At 50.7% G+C, this 19,149-nt stretch carries 17 protein-coding genes and 1 pseudogene; 8 read left to right on the top strand and 10 right to left on the bottom strand.

The window, feature by feature from the left end; translation table 11 throughout:
• Window position 1 precedes the first annotated feature (1 nt).
• The 6 genes from lepA to rseD all read right to left on the bottom strand — a co-directional run bounded on the left by lepA (window position 2) and on the right by rseD (window position 4,841).
• Complete coding sequence (gene lepA / locus BEA93_RS12205; RefSeq protein ID WP_000790174.1) at window positions 2-1,801, bottom strand: translation elongation factor 4; 1,800 nt, start codon at window positions 1,799-1,801, stop codon at window positions 2-4.
• Between the two features lie 197 nt (window positions 1,802-1,998).
• Window positions 1,999-2,478 (bottom strand): SoxR-reducing system protein RseC, encoded by a 480-nt coding sequence (rseC, locus tag BEA93_RS12210; RefSeq protein WP_016249085.1) that lies wholly within the window; start codon window positions 2,476-2,478, stop codon window positions 1,999-2,001.
• Window positions 2,475-3,431 (bottom strand): sigma-E factor regulatory protein RseB, encoded by a 957-nt coding sequence (gene rseB / locus BEA93_RS12215; RefSeq protein ID WP_016249086.1) that lies wholly within the window; start codon window positions 3,429-3,431, stop codon window positions 2,475-2,477. The genes rseC and rseB overlap by 4 nt, the downstream gene beginning before the upstream one ends.
• On the bottom strand, window positions 3,431-4,081 hold the full coding sequence (rseA, locus tag BEA93_RS12220) for an anti-sigma-E factor RseA (RefSeq protein ID WP_001168447.1): 651 nt from the start codon (window positions 4,079-4,081) through the stop codon (window positions 3,431-3,433). Before rseA ends, rseB begins: the two co-directional genes overlap by 1 nt.
• 32 nt (window positions 4,082-4,113) lie before the next feature.
• A complete protein-coding gene (rpoE, locus tag BEA93_RS12225; protein ID WP_001295364.1) occupies window positions 4,114-4,689 on the bottom strand; it encodes an RNA polymerase sigma factor RpoE in 576 nt (191 codons plus the stop codon).
• Window positions 4,686-4,841 (bottom strand): rpoE leader peptide RseD, encoded by a 156-nt coding sequence (rseD, locus tag BEA93_RS25040; RefSeq protein WP_010378892.1) that lies wholly within the window; start codon window positions 4,839-4,841, stop codon window positions 4,686-4,688. Before rseD ends, rpoE begins: the two co-directional genes overlap by 4 nt.
• A gap of 255 nt (window positions 4,842-5,096) precedes the next feature.
• Here rseD and nadB point away from each other — a divergent pair, with 255 nt between their 5' ends.
• Window positions 5,097-6,719 carry an L-aspartate oxidase gene (nadB, locus tag BEA93_RS12230; protein ID WP_105224803.1) on the top strand — a complete coding sequence of 541 codons (1,623 nt, stop codon included), beginning with the start codon at window positions 5,097-5,099 and terminating at the stop codon, window positions 6,717-6,719.
• Here nadB and trmN read toward each other — a convergent pair.
• Window positions 6,704-7,441 carry a tRNA(1)(Val) (adenine(37)-N(6))-methyltransferase TrmN gene (gene trmN / locus BEA93_RS12235; RefSeq protein WP_010378883.1) on the bottom strand — a complete coding sequence of 246 codons (738 nt, stop codon included), beginning with the start codon at window positions 7,439-7,441 and terminating at the stop codon, window positions 6,704-6,706. The genes nadB and trmN overlap by 16 nt on opposite strands.
• A gap of 131 nt (window positions 7,442-7,572) precedes the next feature.
• Here trmN and srmB point away from each other — a divergent pair, with 131 nt between their 5' ends.
• A complete protein-coding gene (gene srmB / locus BEA93_RS12240) occupies window positions 7,573-8,907 on the top strand; it encodes an ATP-dependent RNA helicase SrmB (protein WP_000219188.1) in 1,335 nt (444 codons plus the stop codon).
• 134 nt (window positions 8,908-9,041) lie between these two features.
• Here srmB and grcA read toward each other — a convergent pair whose 3' ends face one another.
• A complete protein-coding gene (gene grcA / locus BEA93_RS12245; protein ID WP_000627804.1) occupies window positions 9,042-9,425 on the bottom strand; it encodes an autonomous glycyl radical cofactor GrcA in 384 nt (127 codons plus the stop codon).
• Between the two features lie 303 nt (window positions 9,426-9,728).
• Between grcA and ung the strand changes: the two genes are divergently transcribed.
• Window positions 9,729-10,418, top strand: coding sequence for a uracil-DNA glycosylase (ung, locus tag BEA93_RS12250; protein ID WP_016249090.1), 690 nt, complete (start codon window positions 9,729-9,731; stop codon window positions 10,416-10,418).
• 47 nt (window positions 10,419-10,465) lie between these two features.
• On the opposite strand, the gene BEA93_RS12255 is transcribed toward ung, so the two are convergent.
• Complete coding sequence (locus BEA93_RS12255) at window positions 10,466-11,503, bottom strand: tRNA/rRNA methyltransferase (protein ID WP_000997429.1); 1,038 nt, start codon at window positions 11,501-11,503, stop codon at window positions 10,466-10,468.
• Between the two features lie 206 nt (window positions 11,504-11,709).
• On the opposite strand from BEA93_RS12255, the gene trxC reads away from it, so the two are divergent.
• The 5 genes from trxC (at window position 11,710) to BEA93_RS12285 (ending at window position 17,424) form a co-directional block, all read left to right on the top strand.
• Window positions 11,710-12,129: a thioredoxin TrxC gene (trxC, locus tag BEA93_RS12265; RefSeq protein ID WP_001098736.1), complete on the top strand. Its 420-nt coding sequence runs from the start codon at window positions 11,710-11,712 to the stop codon at window positions 12,127-12,129.
• A 68-nt stretch (window positions 12,130-12,197) separates the two neighbouring features.
• The gene (gene tapT, locus BEA93_RS12270; RefSeq protein ID WP_001516900.1) at window positions 12,198-12,896 is read left to right on the top strand and encodes a tRNA-uridine aminocarboxypropyltransferase; all 699 of its coding nucleotides are present in this window, start codon (window positions 12,198-12,200) and stop codon (window positions 12,894-12,896) included.
• A gap of 31 nt (window positions 12,897-12,927) precedes the next feature.
• Entirely contained in the window at window positions 12,928-15,588 is a 2,661-nt protein-coding gene (gene patZ / locus BEA93_RS12275; RefSeq protein WP_105224802.1) for a peptidyl-lysine N-acetyltransferase PatZ, read from the top strand.
• A 113-nt stretch (window positions 15,589-15,701) separates the two neighbouring features.
• Window positions 15,702-17,057, top strand: coding sequence for a CDP-diacylglycerol--serine O-phosphatidyltransferase (gene pssA / locus BEA93_RS12280; protein ID WP_016249092.1), 1,356 nt, complete (start codon window positions 15,702-15,704; stop codon window positions 17,055-17,057).
• Window positions 17,058-17,100: 43 nt separating this feature from the next.
• On the top strand, window positions 17,101-17,424 hold the full coding sequence (locus BEA93_RS12285; RefSeq protein ID WP_016262268.1) for a YfiM family lipoprotein: 324 nt from the start codon (window positions 17,101-17,103) through the stop codon (window positions 17,422-17,424).
• On the opposite strand, the pseudogene kgtP reads toward BEA93_RS12285, so the two are convergent.
• Window positions 17,421-18,719 (bottom strand): annotated as a pseudogene (gene kgtP, locus BEA93_RS12290) (alpha-ketoglutarate permease). The gene BEA93_RS12285 and the pseudogene kgtP overlap by 4 nt on opposite strands.
• Between the last annotated feature and the right edge of the window lie 430 nt (window positions 18,720-19,149).

Raw genomic sequence — 19,149 nt, forward strand, 5'->3', positions numbered from 1 at the left:
ATTATTTGTTGTCTTTGCCGACATGCAGAATGGCGAGGAACGCTTCCTGCGGCAGCTCGACGTTACCGATCTGCTTCATGCGTTTCTTACCTTCTTTCTGCTTCTGCAGCAGCTTTTTCTTACGGCTGATATCGCCGCCATAACATTTGGCCAGTACGTTTTTACGAAGCTGCTTCACGGTGGAACGCGCGATAATGTGCGTACCAATCGCTGCCTGAATGGCAATATCAAACTGCTGGCGTGGGATTAGATCTTTCATCTTCTCCACCAGCTCGCGACCACGGTTTTGCGAATTATCACGGTGGGTGATCAACGCCAGCGCATCGACACGTTCACCGTTGATTAAAACGTCAACACGCACCATGTCGGAAGCCTGGAAGCGTTTGAAGTTGTAATCCAGAGACGCATAACCACGCGAGGTAGATTTCAGGCGATCGAAGAAGTCGAGCACCACTTCCGCCATCGGGATCTCGTACGTCAGCGCCACCTGATTACCGTGGTAAACCATATTGGTCTGTACACCACGTTTTTCTACGCACAGCGTAATAACGTTACCGAGATATGCCTGCGGCAGCAGCATGTGACATTCCGCGATCGGCTCACGCAGTTCGTAGATGTTATTCACTGCTGGCAGCTTAGACGGGCTGTCGACGTAGATAACTTCTTTCCCCGTAGTTTCTACTTCATACACTACTGTCGGTGCCGTGGTAATCAGGTCAAGATCGTATTCACGTTCCAGACGTTCCTGAATGATCTCCATATGCAGCAGGCCGAGGAAGCCGCAGCGGAAGCCAAAGCCCAGCGCTGTAGAACTTTCCGGCTCGTAGAACAGAGAGGCATCGTTCAGACTCAATTTGCCCAGCGCGTCGCGGAAGGCTTCATAGTCGTCGGAACTTACCGGGAACAGACCGGCATAAACCTGAGGTTTAACTTTCTTAAAGCCTGGCAGCGCTTTTTCTGCCGGATTACGCGCCAGCGTTAAGGTATCGCCTACTGGTGCGCCGTGAATATCTTTAATCGCACAAACCAACCAACCTACTTCACCACATTTCAGTTCAGTACGATCAACTTGCTTCGGCGTGAAAATACCCAAGCGGTCGGCGTTATAAGTCTGCCCGGTACTCATGACTTTCACTTTATCACCCTTACGCAGGGTGCCGTTTTTAATACGGATAAGTGAAACAACGCCCAGGTAGTTGTCGAACCAGGAGTCGATAATCAGTGCCTGCAATGGGCCTTCTGGATCTCCCTCCGGCGGCGGAATGTCACGCACCAGACGTTCCAGTACATCCTGCACACCAACACCTGTTTTTGCCGAGCAACGCACTGCGTCGGTAGCGTCGATGCCGACGATATCTTCGATTTCTTCCGCAACGCGTTCAGGATCGGCTGCTGGTAAGTCAATTTTGTTAAGTACCGGCACCACCTCGAGGTCCATTTCCATCGCGGTGTAGCAGTTTGCCAGGGTTTGCGCTTCTACGCCCTGCCCTGCATCGACCACTAACAATGCACCTTCACAAGCAGCCAGCGAACGGGATACTTCATAGGAGAAGTCCACGTGACCCGGGGTGTCGATAAAGTTAAGTTGATAGGTTTCGCCATCGGACGCTTTATAGTCCAGCGTCACGCTCTGCGCTTTGATAGTAATACCACGCTCACGCTCAAGATCCATGGAATCGAGAACCTGTGCCTCCATTTCACGGTCAGACAGGCCACCGCAGATCTGGATAATACGGTCAGACAGCGTCGATTTACCGTGGTCAATGTGAGCTATGATCGAAAAGTTACGTATATTCTTCATAAAGTATGATTATTGTGCCTTAATGCCCGGTTAACCAGGCTTTTAGAAGTCGCTGTTCTGAGCTTAACGTCTGTATTAATAGAAACGCCGCATTCTACACTACAACATTGAGGCGAGGAAATGTTCATACCGTATGGATTGTGGTATCTGGAAACGTCCTCGCATTTGTTATGCAAAATACAATAAAGCCAGTGAAATCACTGGCTCGCGTCTTCCGAAGATGCTTCATATCGCACAAGGCCAGGCGGCAATGCCACACTTAAGATGATCGGTTGCCATTCTGTTCGGGCGGCAAACTTACGTGAGTATCCTCGCGCAATCAGGAATCCACCAACGCCGCCGAGGATTGCTCCGCATAATGCTGCAATATCTGAAGCAAAGAGTAGCTGAAATAACGAAGCGACAAGGAATAATCCCACCAGCGGCGACATATAAACCAATAATGCGGAGCTAAGCAGGCTGCTTTCAGCGATTCCCAATTCAACTTTCTGCCCCGGCACTAACGGTTCATCACAGGATACGACGATGGTATGTGTGGTTTGCGGGCCTAGTTTATTCAACACGCGACTGCCGCAACCTGCGCGGGAAGCGCAACTGCTGCATGAAGCTTTAACATCGCAACTGACCAGCGCCTGCCCGTTTTGCCAGGAGACGACTGTAGCCCACTCTTTGATCATTCCGCTGCCCCAAACTTAATATTCTCGGCAATTCGTTTCGCCGTTTGCGGTGGCAGTTCACCAACAATGGTGATTTCCGCGTTGTCGCGTATGCTGGTGCTGACTGTTCGGCGTCCGGTTCGCAACATCTGATCGGTACTGGATGGCGTAGCGCGGTTAACGTTTACCGAGAAGCTGAACAACCCGTCGGAATAGAGACGCGATTCGATGGGCATGTTATCCATCGTCGGTAACGGACGTCGACTGCTGGAAACTTCGCTAAAGCCCTGTGGCAACCAGGTTGGAGTCCAGTTAAATTTGGCTTTCTCACCAACAGGTACAGAAAGCAGAGGCGGCAAGTTTGCCTTCGCCAGTGTCTGCATACTGTTGCTGATATCCTGATTAACGTTGAAAGCGATCACGCGGAATTGCTCCAGTGTCTCACCATCGCGATCAAGGAGATCAACCCGCATCGGTAATTTCGATTCGGTGTCCATCCACACGATGTAGCTGTAGCGTGTGCCATCACGGGCTACCACGCGGATTACCTCACATAAGCGGTCAGCAATACGGGTGCGCCCCACAGAGATAAAGTCGTAGTAAGGAGAAAGGCGTTTGAAATCGGTATAGATGAGCGATGGCAGAGAATCAACAATGTAATCGCCATTAAGAGTGAACGGTTCAAGACCCGGTTCAAAGTAGCTGATTTCATTGCCGCGCTGTACCACTTCCCGGCGCGGGCCATCCATTTGCAACAACTGTGCAAGAGGACGGTTATCGAGGCGTGCATGTCGATAACGCAGAGACTCAACACCTTGTTTATTGATGCTGATGAATGACAGCTCGTAATTCAGTGACTGGCTAGCCAGGTTCATCTGCTGTAATAACGCCCCGGACGCGGGAGTGGCCGAGGCGTTAGCAGAGAATAACAGGCTACCTGTCACTAATGACATGGCAAACCAAAGTTGCTTCATTACTGCGATTGCGTTCCTAAAGTTTGAATTCCTGGCACCTGTACAGCGGCTTGCTGTGTCTGTGCCTGCTCAAACTGAAGCTGTTCGGAGTGGAGTCGACGTTGCAATTCGTAATCCTGCAACATGGCATTAATGCGACGACGCTGCTCCTGTACCTGCTGCTGTTGACCATTGTTCGCGGTCGCTTCAGAAGGTACTCCCAGGCTTACCGGACTGGCTTTACCCATCATCGGCAGAGTATTAAATACCGGTGTTTCGGGCTGCTGGGACGTTTCAGATTGTCCATTATAGTGCTGGACGCCAACGATAACTGCAAGCGATACGCATGCCGCTACACCCATTTGGGTGAGCTGTGCCGCCCACGGACGAACTTTCTGCCAGAATGGCATTTTCTGCCATTGATGCGGCGCAGGCTGAGCCTCTGGGATCAATATCGTCGGTTGGCGAACGGGCTCTTCTTCAATGGCGGCCATCACGCGTGAAGAGATATCGAAATGGAGTACCTCGGGAGTATCACCCCGCATAGAGTCACGGATTAAGTGATAATTTTCCCAGGTTTTCTGCATCTCCGGGTTGTGAGCCAGTTCGTTAAGCAGCTCACTATCCAGCGTTTCGCCATCCATTAAAGCGGAAAGTTGTTCTTTCTGCATGCCTAATACCCTTATCCAGTATCCCGCTATCGTCAACGCCTGATAAGCGGTTGAACTTTATTATCAATAGCTTCCCTCGCTCGGAAGATACGTGAACGCACCGTACCCACCGGACAATCCATGATAGCGGCTATCTCTTCATAGCTCAGACCATCCAGCTCCCGCAAGGTTATTGCCATGCGTAAATCTTCCGGGAGGGACTCAATAGTTCGGAAAACTATCTGTCTCAGTTCTTCTGACAACATTAAGTTCTCAGGGTTCGAAATTTCTTTCAGCGCGCCGCCACTTTCGAAGTTTTCTGCTTCAATGGCATCCACATCGCTGGAAGGTGGACGACGCCCCTGAGCAACCAGGTAATTTTTTGCCGTATTTACAGCAATCCGATACAGCCATGTATAAAAAGCACTATCTCCCCGGAACGAATCCAGCGCACGATAGGCTTTAATAAAAGCTTCTTGTACCACATCGGGAACATCACCCGACGGCACATAGCGGGAAACCAGACTCGCCACTTTATGCTGATAGCGCACTACCAGTAAGTTAAAAGCTTTCTGATCTCCCTTCTGGACCCGTTCAACCAGGACCTGGTCCGTTAACTGCTCGCTCATCCGAGGTAAAGTCTCCCCAAACCAAATTTCCACGCGCTGTCGAAACGCCACTCCATTAGCTGCAATTTGAGCAAGCAAAAGATTAGAGTGTCTCGTTTTTGTAAAGTTCCGTAACGCATCTGTTTTTGTTTGTCATGCTGTAGACGGATCATTATCTATCATTATAAGTCTACAGAATCTGAATAACGCATTATCTGTGCAGAAATGCCCATTTAACTGCCTGAAGAGTAACCCAACGGCCTTTTTATTTCACCACCTAATCCTCCGTCGACGAGCAACTTCCCTTTTTTCCGCCTCCCAGAAACAATATGTTTAGCCATTGTAACAAACATTAAAATAGCAGGTGTTTAATTGTACAACATGATGCTATGCTGACCGGACTGTGTTTAGTAAATTAAACAACAAAAATGAATACTTTCCCTGAATATTCTTGTGATGTGTTGATTATCGGTAGTGGCGCTGCCGGGCTTTCACTGGCACTACGTCTGGCAGATAAGCATCATGTCATCGTTCTTAGCAAAGGCTCTGTTACTGAAGGCTCGACGTTTTACGCCCAGGGCGGAATTGCTGCCGTGTTTGATGAAACTGACAGTATCGATTCACATGTGGAAGATACGTTGGTTGCCGGTGCCGGAATTTGCGATAGCCATGCGGTTAAGTTTGTTGCCAGCAATGCGCGTTCCTGTGTGCAATGGTTGATCGATCAAGGGGTATTGTTTGATACCCAGGTGCAACCAAATGGGGAAGAAAGTTACCATCTGACCCGTGAAGGCGGTCATAGCCACCGCCGTATTCTTCATGCCGCCGACGCCACTGGTAAAGAAGTAGAAACTACGCTGGTGAGCAAGGCGCAGAGTCATCCGAATATTCGTGTACTGGAACGCAGCAACGCAGTCGATCTGATTATTTCCGACAAAATTGGTCTGCCGGGGACGCGACGAGTGGTCGGAGCATGGGTGTGGAATCGCAATAAAGAAGCGGTAGAAACCTGTCATGCGAAAGCTGTGGTGCTGGCAACTGGCGGCGCATCGAAGGTTTATCAGTACACCACCAATCCGGATATTTCCTCTGGTGATGGTATTGCCATGGCCTGGCGCGCCGGTTGCCGGGTTGCTAATCTCGAATTTAATCAGTTCCACCCAACGGCGCTGTATCATCCACAGGCGCGGAACTTCCTGTTAACGGAAGCTTTACGTGGCGAAGGCGCTTATTTGAAGCGCCCGGACGGCACACGCTTTATGCCCGATTTTGATGAGCGTGGTGAACTGGCTCCGCGCGATATTGTTGCCCGCGCTATTGACTATGAAATGAAACGCCTCGGCGCGGATTGTATGTTCCTGGATATTAGTCATAAGCCTGCGGATTTTATTTGTCAGCATTTCCCGATGATTTATGAAAAGTTGCTGGGTCTGGGTATTGATCTCACTAAAGAGCCTGTGCCGATAGTACCTGCTGCGCACTATACTTGCGGCGGTGTAATGGTGGATGGCTATGGGCGTACTGATGTTGATGGGCTGTATGCGATTGGCGAAGTGAGCTACACAGGATTACATGGCGCTAACCGAATGGCCTCTAACTCATTGCTGGAATGTCTGGTCTACGGCTGGTCGGCGGCGGAAGACATTGAAAGACGGATGCCTTATGCACGTGGCGTCAACCGCTTGCCGTCATGGGATGAAAGCCGCGTTGAGGATCCTGACGAGCTGGTGGTGCTCCAACATAACTGGCATGAGCTGCGTCTGTTTATGTGGGATTACGTCGGTATTGTGCGCACAACAAAGCGCCTGGAGCGTGCCCTGCGACGGATCAATATGTTGCAGCAGGAAATAGACGAATATTATGCCCACTTTCGGGTGTCGAATAATTTACTGGAACTGCGTAATCTGGTGCAGGTTGCCGAGTTAATTGTTCGCTGCGCGATGATGCGCAAGGAGAGTCGGGGCTTGCATTACACGCTGGACTACCCGGAGTTGCTCACGCATTCCGGTCCGTCGATTCTCTCGCCTGGCCATCATTACATAAACAAATAAAAAGCCTGGGTCAGCGCCGTATACGCTTCAGAATAGTTCTGGTCTGGCCCACGAATCACTAACCGATCGCTAAAGTATTCCCCCGCCAGTGGGGAGAATGCCAGTAGCACCCGATGCGGTAATCGAGCCTCGTTTTCCGCCACGTCCGTCCGTAAACGTAAATGCCATCCCATGCTTAATGCCAGTTCAGTAAAACCATTACCAATCTGCTCCGGCAGCACCACGCAGAAAAATCCCTCTTCGGTAATGCATTCTGCCGCACAAGTAAGCAACGTCTGGTGATCCAACGTAGTGGTATAGCGCGCCTGTTCCCGTTGCGGCGTCGCGCACTCAACCCCCTGCTGATAATACGGCGGGTTACTGATAATTAAGTCAAAACGCGCGGCCTGCTGGGTTATCCACTGCTGAATATCCGCCGTATGGATATTAATCCGCTCTGCCCACGGGGACTGCGCGATATTTTCCTGCGCCTGAGCCGCTGCCTCACTTTCCAGTTCAACTGCATCAATCATCACGCTGTCATCAGTTCGTTGCGCCAGCATTAGCGCCAGTAACCCGCTACCACTGCCGATATCAAGGCAGCGTTTTACCCCTGCCACAGGAGCCCATGCGCCCAGTAAAATTCCATCCGTTCCCACTTTCATCGCACAGCGATCGTGCGCGACAAAAAACTGTTTAAAAGTAAATCCATTACGACGAAGCACGGATGTAGACTGTGACATGAAAATAAAACCTTGCTGTAAAAACGGCGATAGCACCGGGTAAGAACAATACCTGAGAAGCGATATCCATACAAACAGATGAAGATTGCAGCCGTAACGTCTATAATCAGCGCCCCACACAGAGGTAGAACATGACTGTAACGACTTTTTCCGAACTTGAACTCGACGAAAGCCTGCTGGAAGCCCTCCAGGATAAAGGTTTCACTCGCCCGACCGCCATTCAGGCTGCCGCCATTCCGCCTGCGCTCGATGGCCGTGATGTTCTCGGTTCTGCGCCGACAGGCACCGGTAAAACGGCGGCGTATCTGCTGCCAGCGTTGCAGCACCTGCTCGATTTCCCGCGTAAGAAATCCGGTCCACCGCGTATTTTGATCCTCACCCCAACTCGCGAACTGGCGATGCAGGTGGCCGATCATGCCCGTGAACTGGCGAAACATACACATCTGGATATTGCCACCATCACCGGCGGCGTGGCCTATATGAACCACGCGGAAGTGTTCAGCGAAAACCAGGACATCGTGGTCGCCACGACCGGACGTCTGCTGCAATACATAAAAGAAGAGAACTTCGATTGCCGCGCGGTTGAAACACTGATCCTTGACGAAGCAGACCGTATGCTGGATATGGGCTTCGCCCAGGATATCGAACATATTGCTGGCGAAACTCGCTGGCGTAAGCAAACCCTGCTCTTCTCAGCTACGCTGGAAGGCGATGCCATTCAGGATTTTGCCGAACGTCTGCTGGAGGATCCGGTGGAAGTTTCTGCTAATCCATCCACCCGTGAGCGCAAAAAGATTCATCAGTGGTATTACCGTGCCGATGACCTTGAGCATAAAACTGCGTTGCTGGTACATCTGTTAAAACAGCCGGAAGCGACTCGCTCAATCGTATTTGTGCGCAAGCGTGAGCGTGTGCATGAACTGGCAAACTGGTTGCGCGAAGCAGGCATCAACAACTGCTATCTCGAAGGTGAGATGGTACAAGGCAAGCGTAATGAAGCGATTAAGCGTCTGACTGAAGGTCGCGTAAACGTGCTGGTTGCCACCGACGTTGCCGCACGTGGTATCGACATTCCGGATGTCAGCCACGTCTTTAACTTCGATATGCCGCGCAGTGGCGATACCTATTTGCACCGAATCGGGCGTACCGCTCGCGCCGGTCGTAAAGGGATCGCGATTTCACTGGTTGAAGCCCATGACCATCTGCTGCTGGGCAAAGTTAGTCGTTATATTGAAGAGCCGATTAAAGCTCGCGTCATTGATGAGTTACGCCCGAAAACGCGTGCGCCAAGCGAGAAACAGACGGGTAAACCATCGAAGAAAGTCCTGGCAAAACGCGCCGAGAAGAAAAAGGCTAAAGAGAAAGAGAAGCCACGGGTGAAAAAACGCCACCGCGATACCAAAAATATTGGTAAGCGCCGCAAACCAAGCGGAACAGGCGTGCCGCCGCAAACGACAGAAGAGTAAAAATAATGCCGGGTTTTATCCCGGCATTATTTTTGTCTATAGATAACCACCAGCCTGACTGATGGTTATCTATATAGACAAAAAGCGGAAGAGGTCACCCTCTTCCGCTTCTGTAATATCTTGCTACTTAAGCCTTACAGGCTTTCAGTAAAGGTACGAGCGATAACGTCGCGCTGCTGTTCCGGAGTCAGAGAGTTGAAGCGAACTGCATAACCGGATACACGGATAGTCAACTGCGGATATTTTTCCGGATGCTTAACAGCATCTTCCAGAGTTTCGCGACGCAGAACGTTTACGTTCAGGTGCTGACCACCTTCCACGCGAACTTCTGGTTTAACTTCTACTGGAACTTCACGGTATTCAATATCACCCAGTTTGCTTACTGCAACCACTTCGTCTTCTGCAAATCCTGCTTTCGCAACGATGCAACGCGCTTCGCCTTTTTCGCTGTCCAGCAGCCAGAAAGAGTTCAGCAGATCGTCATTAGCGGCTTTAGTAATCTGGATACCTGTAATCATGTGATGCCTCCCCGGCAAAATTATTTGATTTGTCAGCCTGTCGCGGCCAATTGGTAAAACCATTGTTGCTTGAGTGTATATATACTCCTCAAACACCCTTGATTCTTTGATTTAAATCAATAAAAACCACACACTAAGCGTGGTCGCAAATAGATTTTATTGTTTTACATCAACTTATGCGGGTGCGAAATTTTACCAATTTACATTTTTTTGCACTCGATTATGTCTAAAAAATGAGCTTGATTTTGTTCTGTAGAAAGAAGCAGTTAAGCTAGGTGGATTGAAGATCCGCAGGAGAGCGAGATGGCTAACGAATTAACCTGGCATGACGTGCTGGCTGAAGAGAAGCAGCAACCCTATTTTCTTAATACCCTTCAGACCGTCGCCAGTGAGCGGCAGTCTGGCATCACTATCTATCCGCCACAAAAAGATGTCTTTAATGCCTTCCGTTTTACTGAGTTGGGCGATGTCAAAGTTGTGATTCTCGGCCAGGATCCTTACCACGGACCTGGACAGGCACATGGTCTGGCATTTTCTGTTCGTCCCGGTATTGCGACACCGCCGTCACTGCTGAATATGTATAAAGAGCTGGAAAATACCATCCCAGGCTTTACCCGCCCGACGCATGGTTACCTGGAAAGCTGGGCGCGCCAGGGCGTGCTGCTGCTCAATACCGTATTGACTGTACGTGCAGGTCAGGCGCATTCCCACGCCAGCCTCGGCTGGGAGACGTTCACCGATAAAGTCATCAGCCTGATTAATCAGCATCGCGAAGGCGTGGTGTTTTTACTGTGGGGGTCGCATGCGCAAAAGAAAGGGGCAATTATAGATAAGCAACGCCATCACGTACTGAAAGCACCGCATCCGTCGCCGTTATCGGCCCATCGTGGATTCTTTGGCTGTAACCATTTTGTACTGGCAAATCAGTGGCTGGAACAACGTGGCGAGAAGCCGATTAACTGGATACCTGTATTACCGGCAGAGAGCGAGTAAATTTGCGGGAAAATGCCGGATGGCAGAACTGCCATCCGGCTGATTTATCAGGCTTTATTCTGACGCCACCATTCACCAAGCAGAACACCCGTTGCGACAGAGATATTCAGACCAGCAACATTGCCAGTACCGTCAATCTTCACTCGCAGATCGTTTGGATCACGCGCAGCATCTGGTAACCCTTCATATTCCTGCCCCAAAACCAACACCATTTTCGCTGGCAAACTGGTTTTGAACAGTGGTTGGCCCTGTTCGCTGGAAGTGGTCACCACGGTGTAACCCGCCTGACGGAAATCATCCAGCACATTGACAATGTTGTCGCCAGTAATCGGTTGCACATGCTCTGCGCCACCTTCTGCGGTACGGATAGCCGCACCCGATTCCAGCAACGCCGCATCCTGCACAACAACACCTTTCACGCCGAAGTGCGCACAGCTACGCATCATCCCGCCCAGATTATGTGGGTTAGATTCATTTTCCAACGCCAGTACGCAATCCTGTGCACCTGCCTGGCTTACCCACTGCTGCACGGTTGTGCCGTTGCGCTTTTTGATCAGGAAGCAAACGCCGCCGTGATGTTCCGTGCCTGACGCTTTTGCCAGCTCGGCTTCATCTACCACGTGGTACGCTTTGCGGTTTGCCGCCATCCAGCGCAATGCTTCTTTAAAACGCGGCGTTACACTCTGGATAAACCAGGCGCGAACAATCGCTTCCGGACGGCTCTGGAACAGTGCCTGACATGCGTTTTCGCCGTAGACGCGGGTTTCTTCCGCACGCTGACGACGCAACACTTCCGGATCAATAAAACTTTTACCACTGATGCCACCGTGATCGGCCTTTTCCGGTGCCTCATCACCCGGCGCGCGGGAAACAGTTCGCCACGGCGACTCTTCCCACTTGCGGTCACGGGGCTGACTCTGTTTGTCATCGCGGGCGGGGCGACGGCCACCGTCGGCACGAGATTTTCCTGGACGCCCGCCCCCTTTCCCGGTTCGCGGGTTGTGGGTTCGTTTATCAGAATCATCATCACTGCGGACATACATCACTTTGACCTTGCCGCTTTTGCTTTTCATTTCATCGTTCATGCTTTTCTCCACCAGCGCTGCGCGAAGCGCGCAGATTACCCGAAGTGCGCGCGGTTCGCCATGATTTCGTTCCAAAGCCTGCGACTATCATACCCATTGAATAAAACAGATTGTTGTCTGGAACAATGCCCTCGATAATATGTAACATATTAGAAACATACCGGCGTCGTTGCCGATAAGTCTCCTTACTCATCCCGAGGTTAGTTATGAATACCGTTTGTACCCATTGTCAGGCCATCAACCGCATTCCCGACGAACGGATTGACGATGCGGCAAAATGCGGACGCTGCGGTCACGACCTGTTTGACGGAGAGGTGATTAATGCGACCGGTGAAACACTCGACAAATTGCTGAAAGACGATCTGCCTGTGGTGATCGACTTCTGGGCACCGTGGTGCGGCCCTTGCCGTAACTTCGCACCGATTTTTGAAGATGTTGCACAAGAGCGTAGCGGTAAAGTGCGTTTTGTAAAAGTGAATACCGAAGCTGAACGTGAATTAAGCAGTCGCTTTGGTATTCGCAGTATTCCGACGATCATGATTTTCAAAAATGGTCAGGTTGTCGACATGCTTAACGGCGCAGTGCCGAAAGCACCGTTTGATAGCTGGCTGAACGAATCTCTTTAATCTTATCGGGGCGCATCTTGTGCCCCGTTTTCTCCTCTGCGACAATGGCATTTTTTCGACGCTCTCTTATGACCGAAAACGCTGTTCTCCAGTTACGCGCCGAGCGTATTGCGCGCGCAACACGTCCTTTTCTTGCCCGTGGTAATCGCGTTCGTCGTTGCCAACGCTGCCTTTTGCCAGAGAAATTATGCCTCTGTTCAACCATCACCCCAACGGAAGCAAAAAGCCGCTTTTGTTTGCTGATGTTTGACACCGAGCCAATGAAACCCAGCAATACTGGACGTTTGATTGCCGATATCTTGCCAGATACCGTCGCGTTTCAATGGTCACGTACCGAACCATCGCAAGAACTGCTGGATCTGGTGCAAAACCCGTATTATCAGCCAATGGTGGTTTTTCCTGCCTCATATGCGGATGAGCAACGAGAAGTGATCTTTACGCCTCCTCCTGGTAAGCCACCACTATTTATCATGCTCGATGGCACCTGGCCGGAAGCGCGGAAGATGTTTCGTAAAAGTCCGTATCTGGATAATCTTCCCGTCATTTCCGTCGATCTTTCGCGTTTGTCTGCCTATCGCCTGCGTGAAGCTCAGAGTGAAGGCCAATATTGCACCGCTGAGGTAGCCATCGCACTTTTAGATATGGCGGGTGACACCAAAGCCGCAACGGGCTTAGGCGAGCATTTCACTCGCTTTAAAACGCGCTATCTGGCAGGAAAAACGCAACATCTGGGTAGTATCACAGCAGAACAGTTAGAAATCGTTTAAAATCATTCGGTCACTTCTGCGGGAGACCGGTATGAGTCAGCGAGGACTGGAAGCACTACTGCGACCAAAATCGATTGCGGTAATTGGCGCGTCGATGAAACCCAATCGCGCAGGTTACCTGATGATGCGTAACCTGCTGGCTGGAGGCTTTAACGGACCGGTGCTGCCGGTGACGCCAGCCTGGAAGGCGGTACAGGGCGTGCTGGCATGGCCAGACATCGCCAGTTTGCCTTTTACTCCTGACCTCGCAGTGCTATGTACTAATGCCAGCCGCAATCTTGCTCTTCTGGAAGAGCTTGGAGAGAAAGGCTGTAAAACCTGCATTATTCTTTCTTCACCGACATCACAACACGAAGACCTACGCGCCTGCGCTCTGCGCCATAACATGCGCCTGCTTGGACCAAACAGTCTGGGATTACTCGCTCCCTGGCAAGGGCTGAATGCCAGCTTTTCGCCAGTGCCAATTAAGCGCGGCAAGCTGGCGTTTATTTCACAATCGGCTGCTGTCTCCAACACCATCCTCGACTGGGCGCAACAGCGTGAAATGGGGTTTTCATACTTTATTGCGCTCGGTGACAGCCTGGATATCGACGTTGATGAATTGCTCGACTACCTGGCACGCGACAGCAAAACCAGCGCCATCTTGCTCTATCTCGAACAATTAAGCGACGCACGACGCTTTGTGTCGGCTGCCCGTAGTGCCTCGCGAAATAAGCCGATTCTGGTGATTAAAAGCGGACGTAGTCCGGCGGCGCAAAGATTGCTGAACACCACAGCGGGTATGGATCCGGCGTGGGATGCAGCTATTCAGCGTGCCGGTTTGTTGCGAGTGCAGGACACCCACGAACTGTTTTCGGCGGTGGAAACCCTTAGCCACATGCGTCCGTTGCGTGGCGACCGGCTGATGATTATCAGCAACGGTGCTGCTCCTGCCGCACTGGCGCTGGATGCCTTATGGTCGCGCAATGGTAAACTGGCAACGTTAAGTGAAGAGGCCTGCCAGAAACTACGCGATGCCCTGCCAAAACATGTAGCAATCTCTAACCCGCTTGATCTACGCGATGACGCCAGCAGCGAGCACTATGTCAAAACGCTGGATATTCTGCTCCACAGCCAGGATTTTGATGCGCTGATGGTTATCCATTCCCCCAGCGCCGCTGCGCCTGCCACAGAAAGCGCACAGGCATTAATTGAAGCAGTAAAACATCATCCTCGCAGCAAGTATGTCTCTCTGCTGACTAACTGGTGCGGCGAACACTCCTCGCAAGAGGCGCGACGTTTATTCAGTGAAGCCGGGCTTCCGACCTATCGCACACCGGAAGGAACTATCACCGCTTTTATGCATATGGTTGAGTACCGTCGAAACCAGAAGCAGTTACGCGAAACACCGGCGTTACCCAGCAATCTGACCTCCAATACCGCAGAAGCGCATATTCTGCTACAGCAGGCCATTGCCGAAGGAGCGACATCGCTCGATACCCATGAGGTTCAGCCAATCCTGCAAGCATATGGCATGAACACGCTTCCCACCTGGATTGCCACTGACAGCACCGAAGCTGTGCATATTGCAGAACAGATTGGTTATCCGGTGGCGCTGAAATTGCGCTCGCCGGATATTCCGCATAAATCGGAAGTTCAGGGCGTGATGCTCTATTTACGTACGGCTAATGAAGTCCAGCAAGCCGCGAACGCTATTTTCGATCGGGTAAAAATGGCCTGGCCGCAGGCACGGATCCACGGCCTGTTGGTGCAAAGTATGGCTAATCGTGCTGGCGCTCAGGAGCTGCGTGTAGTCGTGGAACACGATCCGGTTTTTGGGCCGTTGATCATGCTTGGTGAAGGCGGTGTGGAGTGGCGTCCTGAAGATCAAGCTGTCGTGGCGCTGCCACCGCTGAACATGAATCTGGCTCGCTATCTGGTCATTCAGGGAATCAAAAGTAAAAAAATTCGTGCACGCAGCGCACTGCGTCCACTCGACATCGCGGGCTTAAGCCAGTTACTGGTGCAGGTTTCCAACCTGATTGTCGATTGCCCAGAAATTCAGCGGCTGGATATTCACCCTTTACTGGCTTCCGGCAGTGAATTTACCGCGCTGGATGTCACGGTGGATATTGCACCGTTCGAAGGCAATAACGAAAGTTGCCTTGCTGTGCGCCCGTACCCACATCAGTTAGAAGAGTGGGTAGAATTAAAAAACGGCGAACGTTGCTTGTTCCGCCCGATCTTGCCGGAAGATGAGCCACAACTTCAGCAATTCATTTCGCGAGTCACCAAAGAAGATCTTTATTACCGTTACTTTAGCGAGATCAACGAATTCACCCATGAAGATTTAGCTAACATGACGCAGATCGACTACGATCGGGAAATGGCGTTTGTGGCTGTACGGCGTATTGATCAAAAAGAAGAGATCCTTGGCGTCACTCGGGCGATCTCCGATCCTGATAACATTGATGCCGAATTTGCCGTACTGGTGCGCTCGGATCTCAAAGGGTTAGGCTTAGGTCGACGCTTAATGGAAAAGTTGATTAGCTATACGCGAGATCACGGACTGCAACGTCTGAATGGTATTACGATGCCAAACAATCGTGGCATGGTGGCGCTGGCCCGCAAGCTCGGGTTTAACGTCGATATCCAGCTCGAAGAGGGGATCGTTGGGCTGACGCTAAATCTTGCCCAGCGCGAGGAATCATGAGTAAGGTACTGGAAATGTTGACCACTTAATCGGGACTGGTGTTATTATTGCCCGCTTATGTCGTCTGCATTGCACAGAGGACCCTTCAATGAACAGAGAAGAAATGCACTGTGATGTTGTCAAAATTTAAGCGTAATAAACATCAACAACACCTTGCCCAACTACCCAAGATTTCTCAATCAGTTGATGATGTCGATTTTTTTTACGCTCCCGCCGACTTCCGGGAGACACTGCTGGAAAAAATAGCCAGCGCGAAGCAGCGCATTTGCATTGTCGCCCTGTATCTTGAGCAGGATGACGGTGGCAAAGGCATTCTGAGCGCGTTGTATGAGGCTAAACGGCAGCGTCCGGAACTGGATGTGCGGGTGCTGGTCGACTGGCATCGTGCACAACGTGGGCGCATTGGCGCTGCGGCATCTAATACCAATGCTGACTGGTACTGCCGCATGGCGCAGGAAAACCCGGGCGTAGATGTTCCGGTTTATGGCGTTCCGATCAATACCCGTGAAGCCCTGGGCGTTCTGCACTTTAAAGGCTTTATCATCGACGATAGCGTACTTTATAGCGGTGCCAGCCTGAACGATGTTTACCTGCATCAGCATGATAAATACCGCTACGACCGCTATCATCTGATCCGTAACCGTAAAATGTCAGACATTATGTTTGAATGGGTTACACAGAATATTATGAATGGTCGCGGTGTTAACCGTCTGGATGATATTCACCGTCCGAAAAGCCCGGAAATCAAAAACGATATCCGCCTGTTCCGCCAGGAGTTGCGTGATGCTGCTTATCATTTCCAGGGCGATGCCGATAACGATCAACTCTCCGTAACGCCATTAGTGGGTCTGGGAAAATCGAGTCTGTTGAACAAGACTATTTTCCATCTTATGCCGTGTGCCGAGCAAAAACTGACCATCTGCACACCATACTTCAACCTACCGGCCATCCTCGTGCGCAATATCATCCAATTGCTGCGCGAAGGGAAAAAAGTCGAAATTATTGTCGGTGATAAAACCGCAAATGACTTCTACATTCCGGAAGATGAACCTTTCAAGATTATCGGCGCACTGCCGTATCTCTACGAGATTAATCTGCGTCGTTTCCTGAGCCGTTTGCAGTATTACGTCAATACTGACCAGTTAGTGGTCCGGTTATGGAAAGATGACGACAATACCTATCACCTGAAAGGGATGTGGGTTGATGATAAGTGGATGCTGATCACCGGTAATAACCTGAACCCTCGCGCCTGGCGTCTGGATCTGGAAAACGCCATTTTGATCCACGATCCGCAACTGGAGCTTGCGCCGCAGCGTGAGAAAGAGTTGGATCTGATCCGCGAGCATACCACTATCGTTAAGCACTACCGCGATCTGCAAAGTATTGCCGATTATCCGGTGAAGGTTCGCAAGCTTATCCGTCGCTTGCGTCGTATCCGTATCGACCGATTAATTAGCCGTATCCTGTAATCTGAACCCCGTCCTGTACGGGGTTTGTTTTTTGGAGGCCGCGTTGCGTATTCTTTTTGCCTGTTCGCTATTGTTGCTTTCTGGTTGCAGCCATAGGGCTAACGATGGCTGGAGCGGACAGGATAAAGCGCAACACTTTATCGCCTCGGCAATGCTTTCAGCGGCTGGAAATGAATATGCACAGCATCGGGAGATAAGCCGCGACCGCAGCGCCATGTTCGGGTTGATGTTCTCTGTAAGTCTGGGCGTGTCAAAAGAGCTGTGGGATAGCCGCCCCGAAGGGAGCGGCTGGAGCTGGAAAGATTTTGCCTGGGACGTAGCCGGTGCCACCACCGGTTATACGGTCTGGCAAATGGCTCATCACTAAAGACGCATCCCCTTCCCTTTATGATGTAGCATCAAAGAAACCAGAAACGCGACTACGGCCATCAATGTCACATACCAGAAGAATGCCGTTTCCATTCCTATCGATTTTAGCGACAACGCCACATACTCCGCTGAGCCACCAAATATGGCATTCGCGACCGCATATGACAGACCAACACCTAATGCGCGAACCTGTGCCGGGAACATTTCCGCCTTCAGGATCCCACTAATTGAAGTGTAAAAACTCACAATCAGCAGGGCACACATCACCAAACCAAAAGCCGCATAAGGTGAGGAGACGTTCTGCAATGCCAAAAGAATGGGGACGGTAAAAATAGCGGCCAGAGAGCCGAAACATAACATTGAAGTCCGACGGCCAATCTTATCCGACAATGCTCCAATTATCGGCTGGATGAGCATAAATACAAACAGCGCCGCCGTCATAATGCCGCTTGCTACGTTGGCGTGCATACCCGCAGTATTCACCAGATACTTCTGCATATAGGTGGTGAAGGTATAGAAACAAAGAGAACCCGCAGCCGTAAAGCCGAGAACCATGATGAATGCACGGCGATTGCGCCATAATCCCTTCATTGAACCCGCTTCTTTTAGAGCTCGCGTTTCTTGTTGCGAAGTTTCATCCAACTGACGACGTAACCATAACGCCACAACGGCTAACACCGCGCCTAATGCAAAGGGAATACGCCACCCCCACTCTCTAAGCGCGATATCTTACATTGTATGCTGTAAAACCACCACAACCAACAATGCCAGAAGTTGCCCGCCTATCAACGTGACATACTGAAATGAAGCGTAAAACCCTTTGCGTCCTTCTACTGCAACTTCACTCATATAGGTGGCGCTGGTGCCATATTCTCCACCTACAGATAATCCCTGGAATAAACGCGCGAGAAGTAACAACGCCGGAGCCCAGGTGCCAATTGTTTCATAGCCTGGCAAGCAGGCTATGACCAGTGATCCAAAACACATCATACATACCGATAGCAGCATCGATTTCTTGCGGCCATGTTTGTCAGCAATACGACCAAATAACCAGCCGCCTATTGGACGCATCAGAAATCCTGCGGCAAAAATACCGGCAGTTTGTAGTAGTTGAGTGGTTGTGTTATCTGAAGGGAAGAAGATGTGGGCGAAATAGAGGGAACAAAATGAGTAGACATAGAAATCGAACCACTCAACCAGGTTACCTGATGAGGCCCCTACAATTGCCCAAATGCGGCGACGAGTATCACTACTTGTCAGTTTGCCGTCTGCCGTTACAGTGCTTTCTGCCATGCCATTATTTCTCCTGCCATAATCCGATGCTTTTGTCGGTTGTTATTTATTTTTTAGTAAGACAAATGTTATACATTTGTTATTTTGCTTGCACAACCATAACTGAGAATTTAGTTAGCAGAAGAATAATTATTGCGGATATTAAGGATGGATTGCAGGTGAGGCGATCGTATGGAAGCGGGCAGGTTGGGGAAACCGTATCCGCTACTGAATCTGGCGTATAGGGGGGGAATAATGCGCTGCTGACCCCTACCGTAACCCTGCGCAGGACAGATAAGGCTCGCCAGCATCGCATCCGGCATTTTTTCCGCACCAGCGCAAAAAGGCCATCCTTACGGATGGCCTTTCGCTTTATTTGATGCCTGGCAGTTCCCTACTCTCGCATGGGGAGACCCCACACTACCATCGGCGCTACGGCGTTTCACTTCTG

It is taken from the genome of Escherichia sp. MOD1-EC5950 (assembly GCF_002965345.1).
Lineage (GTDB): Bacteria > Pseudomonadota > Gammaproteobacteria > Enterobacterales > Enterobacteriaceae > Escherichia > Escherichia marmotae.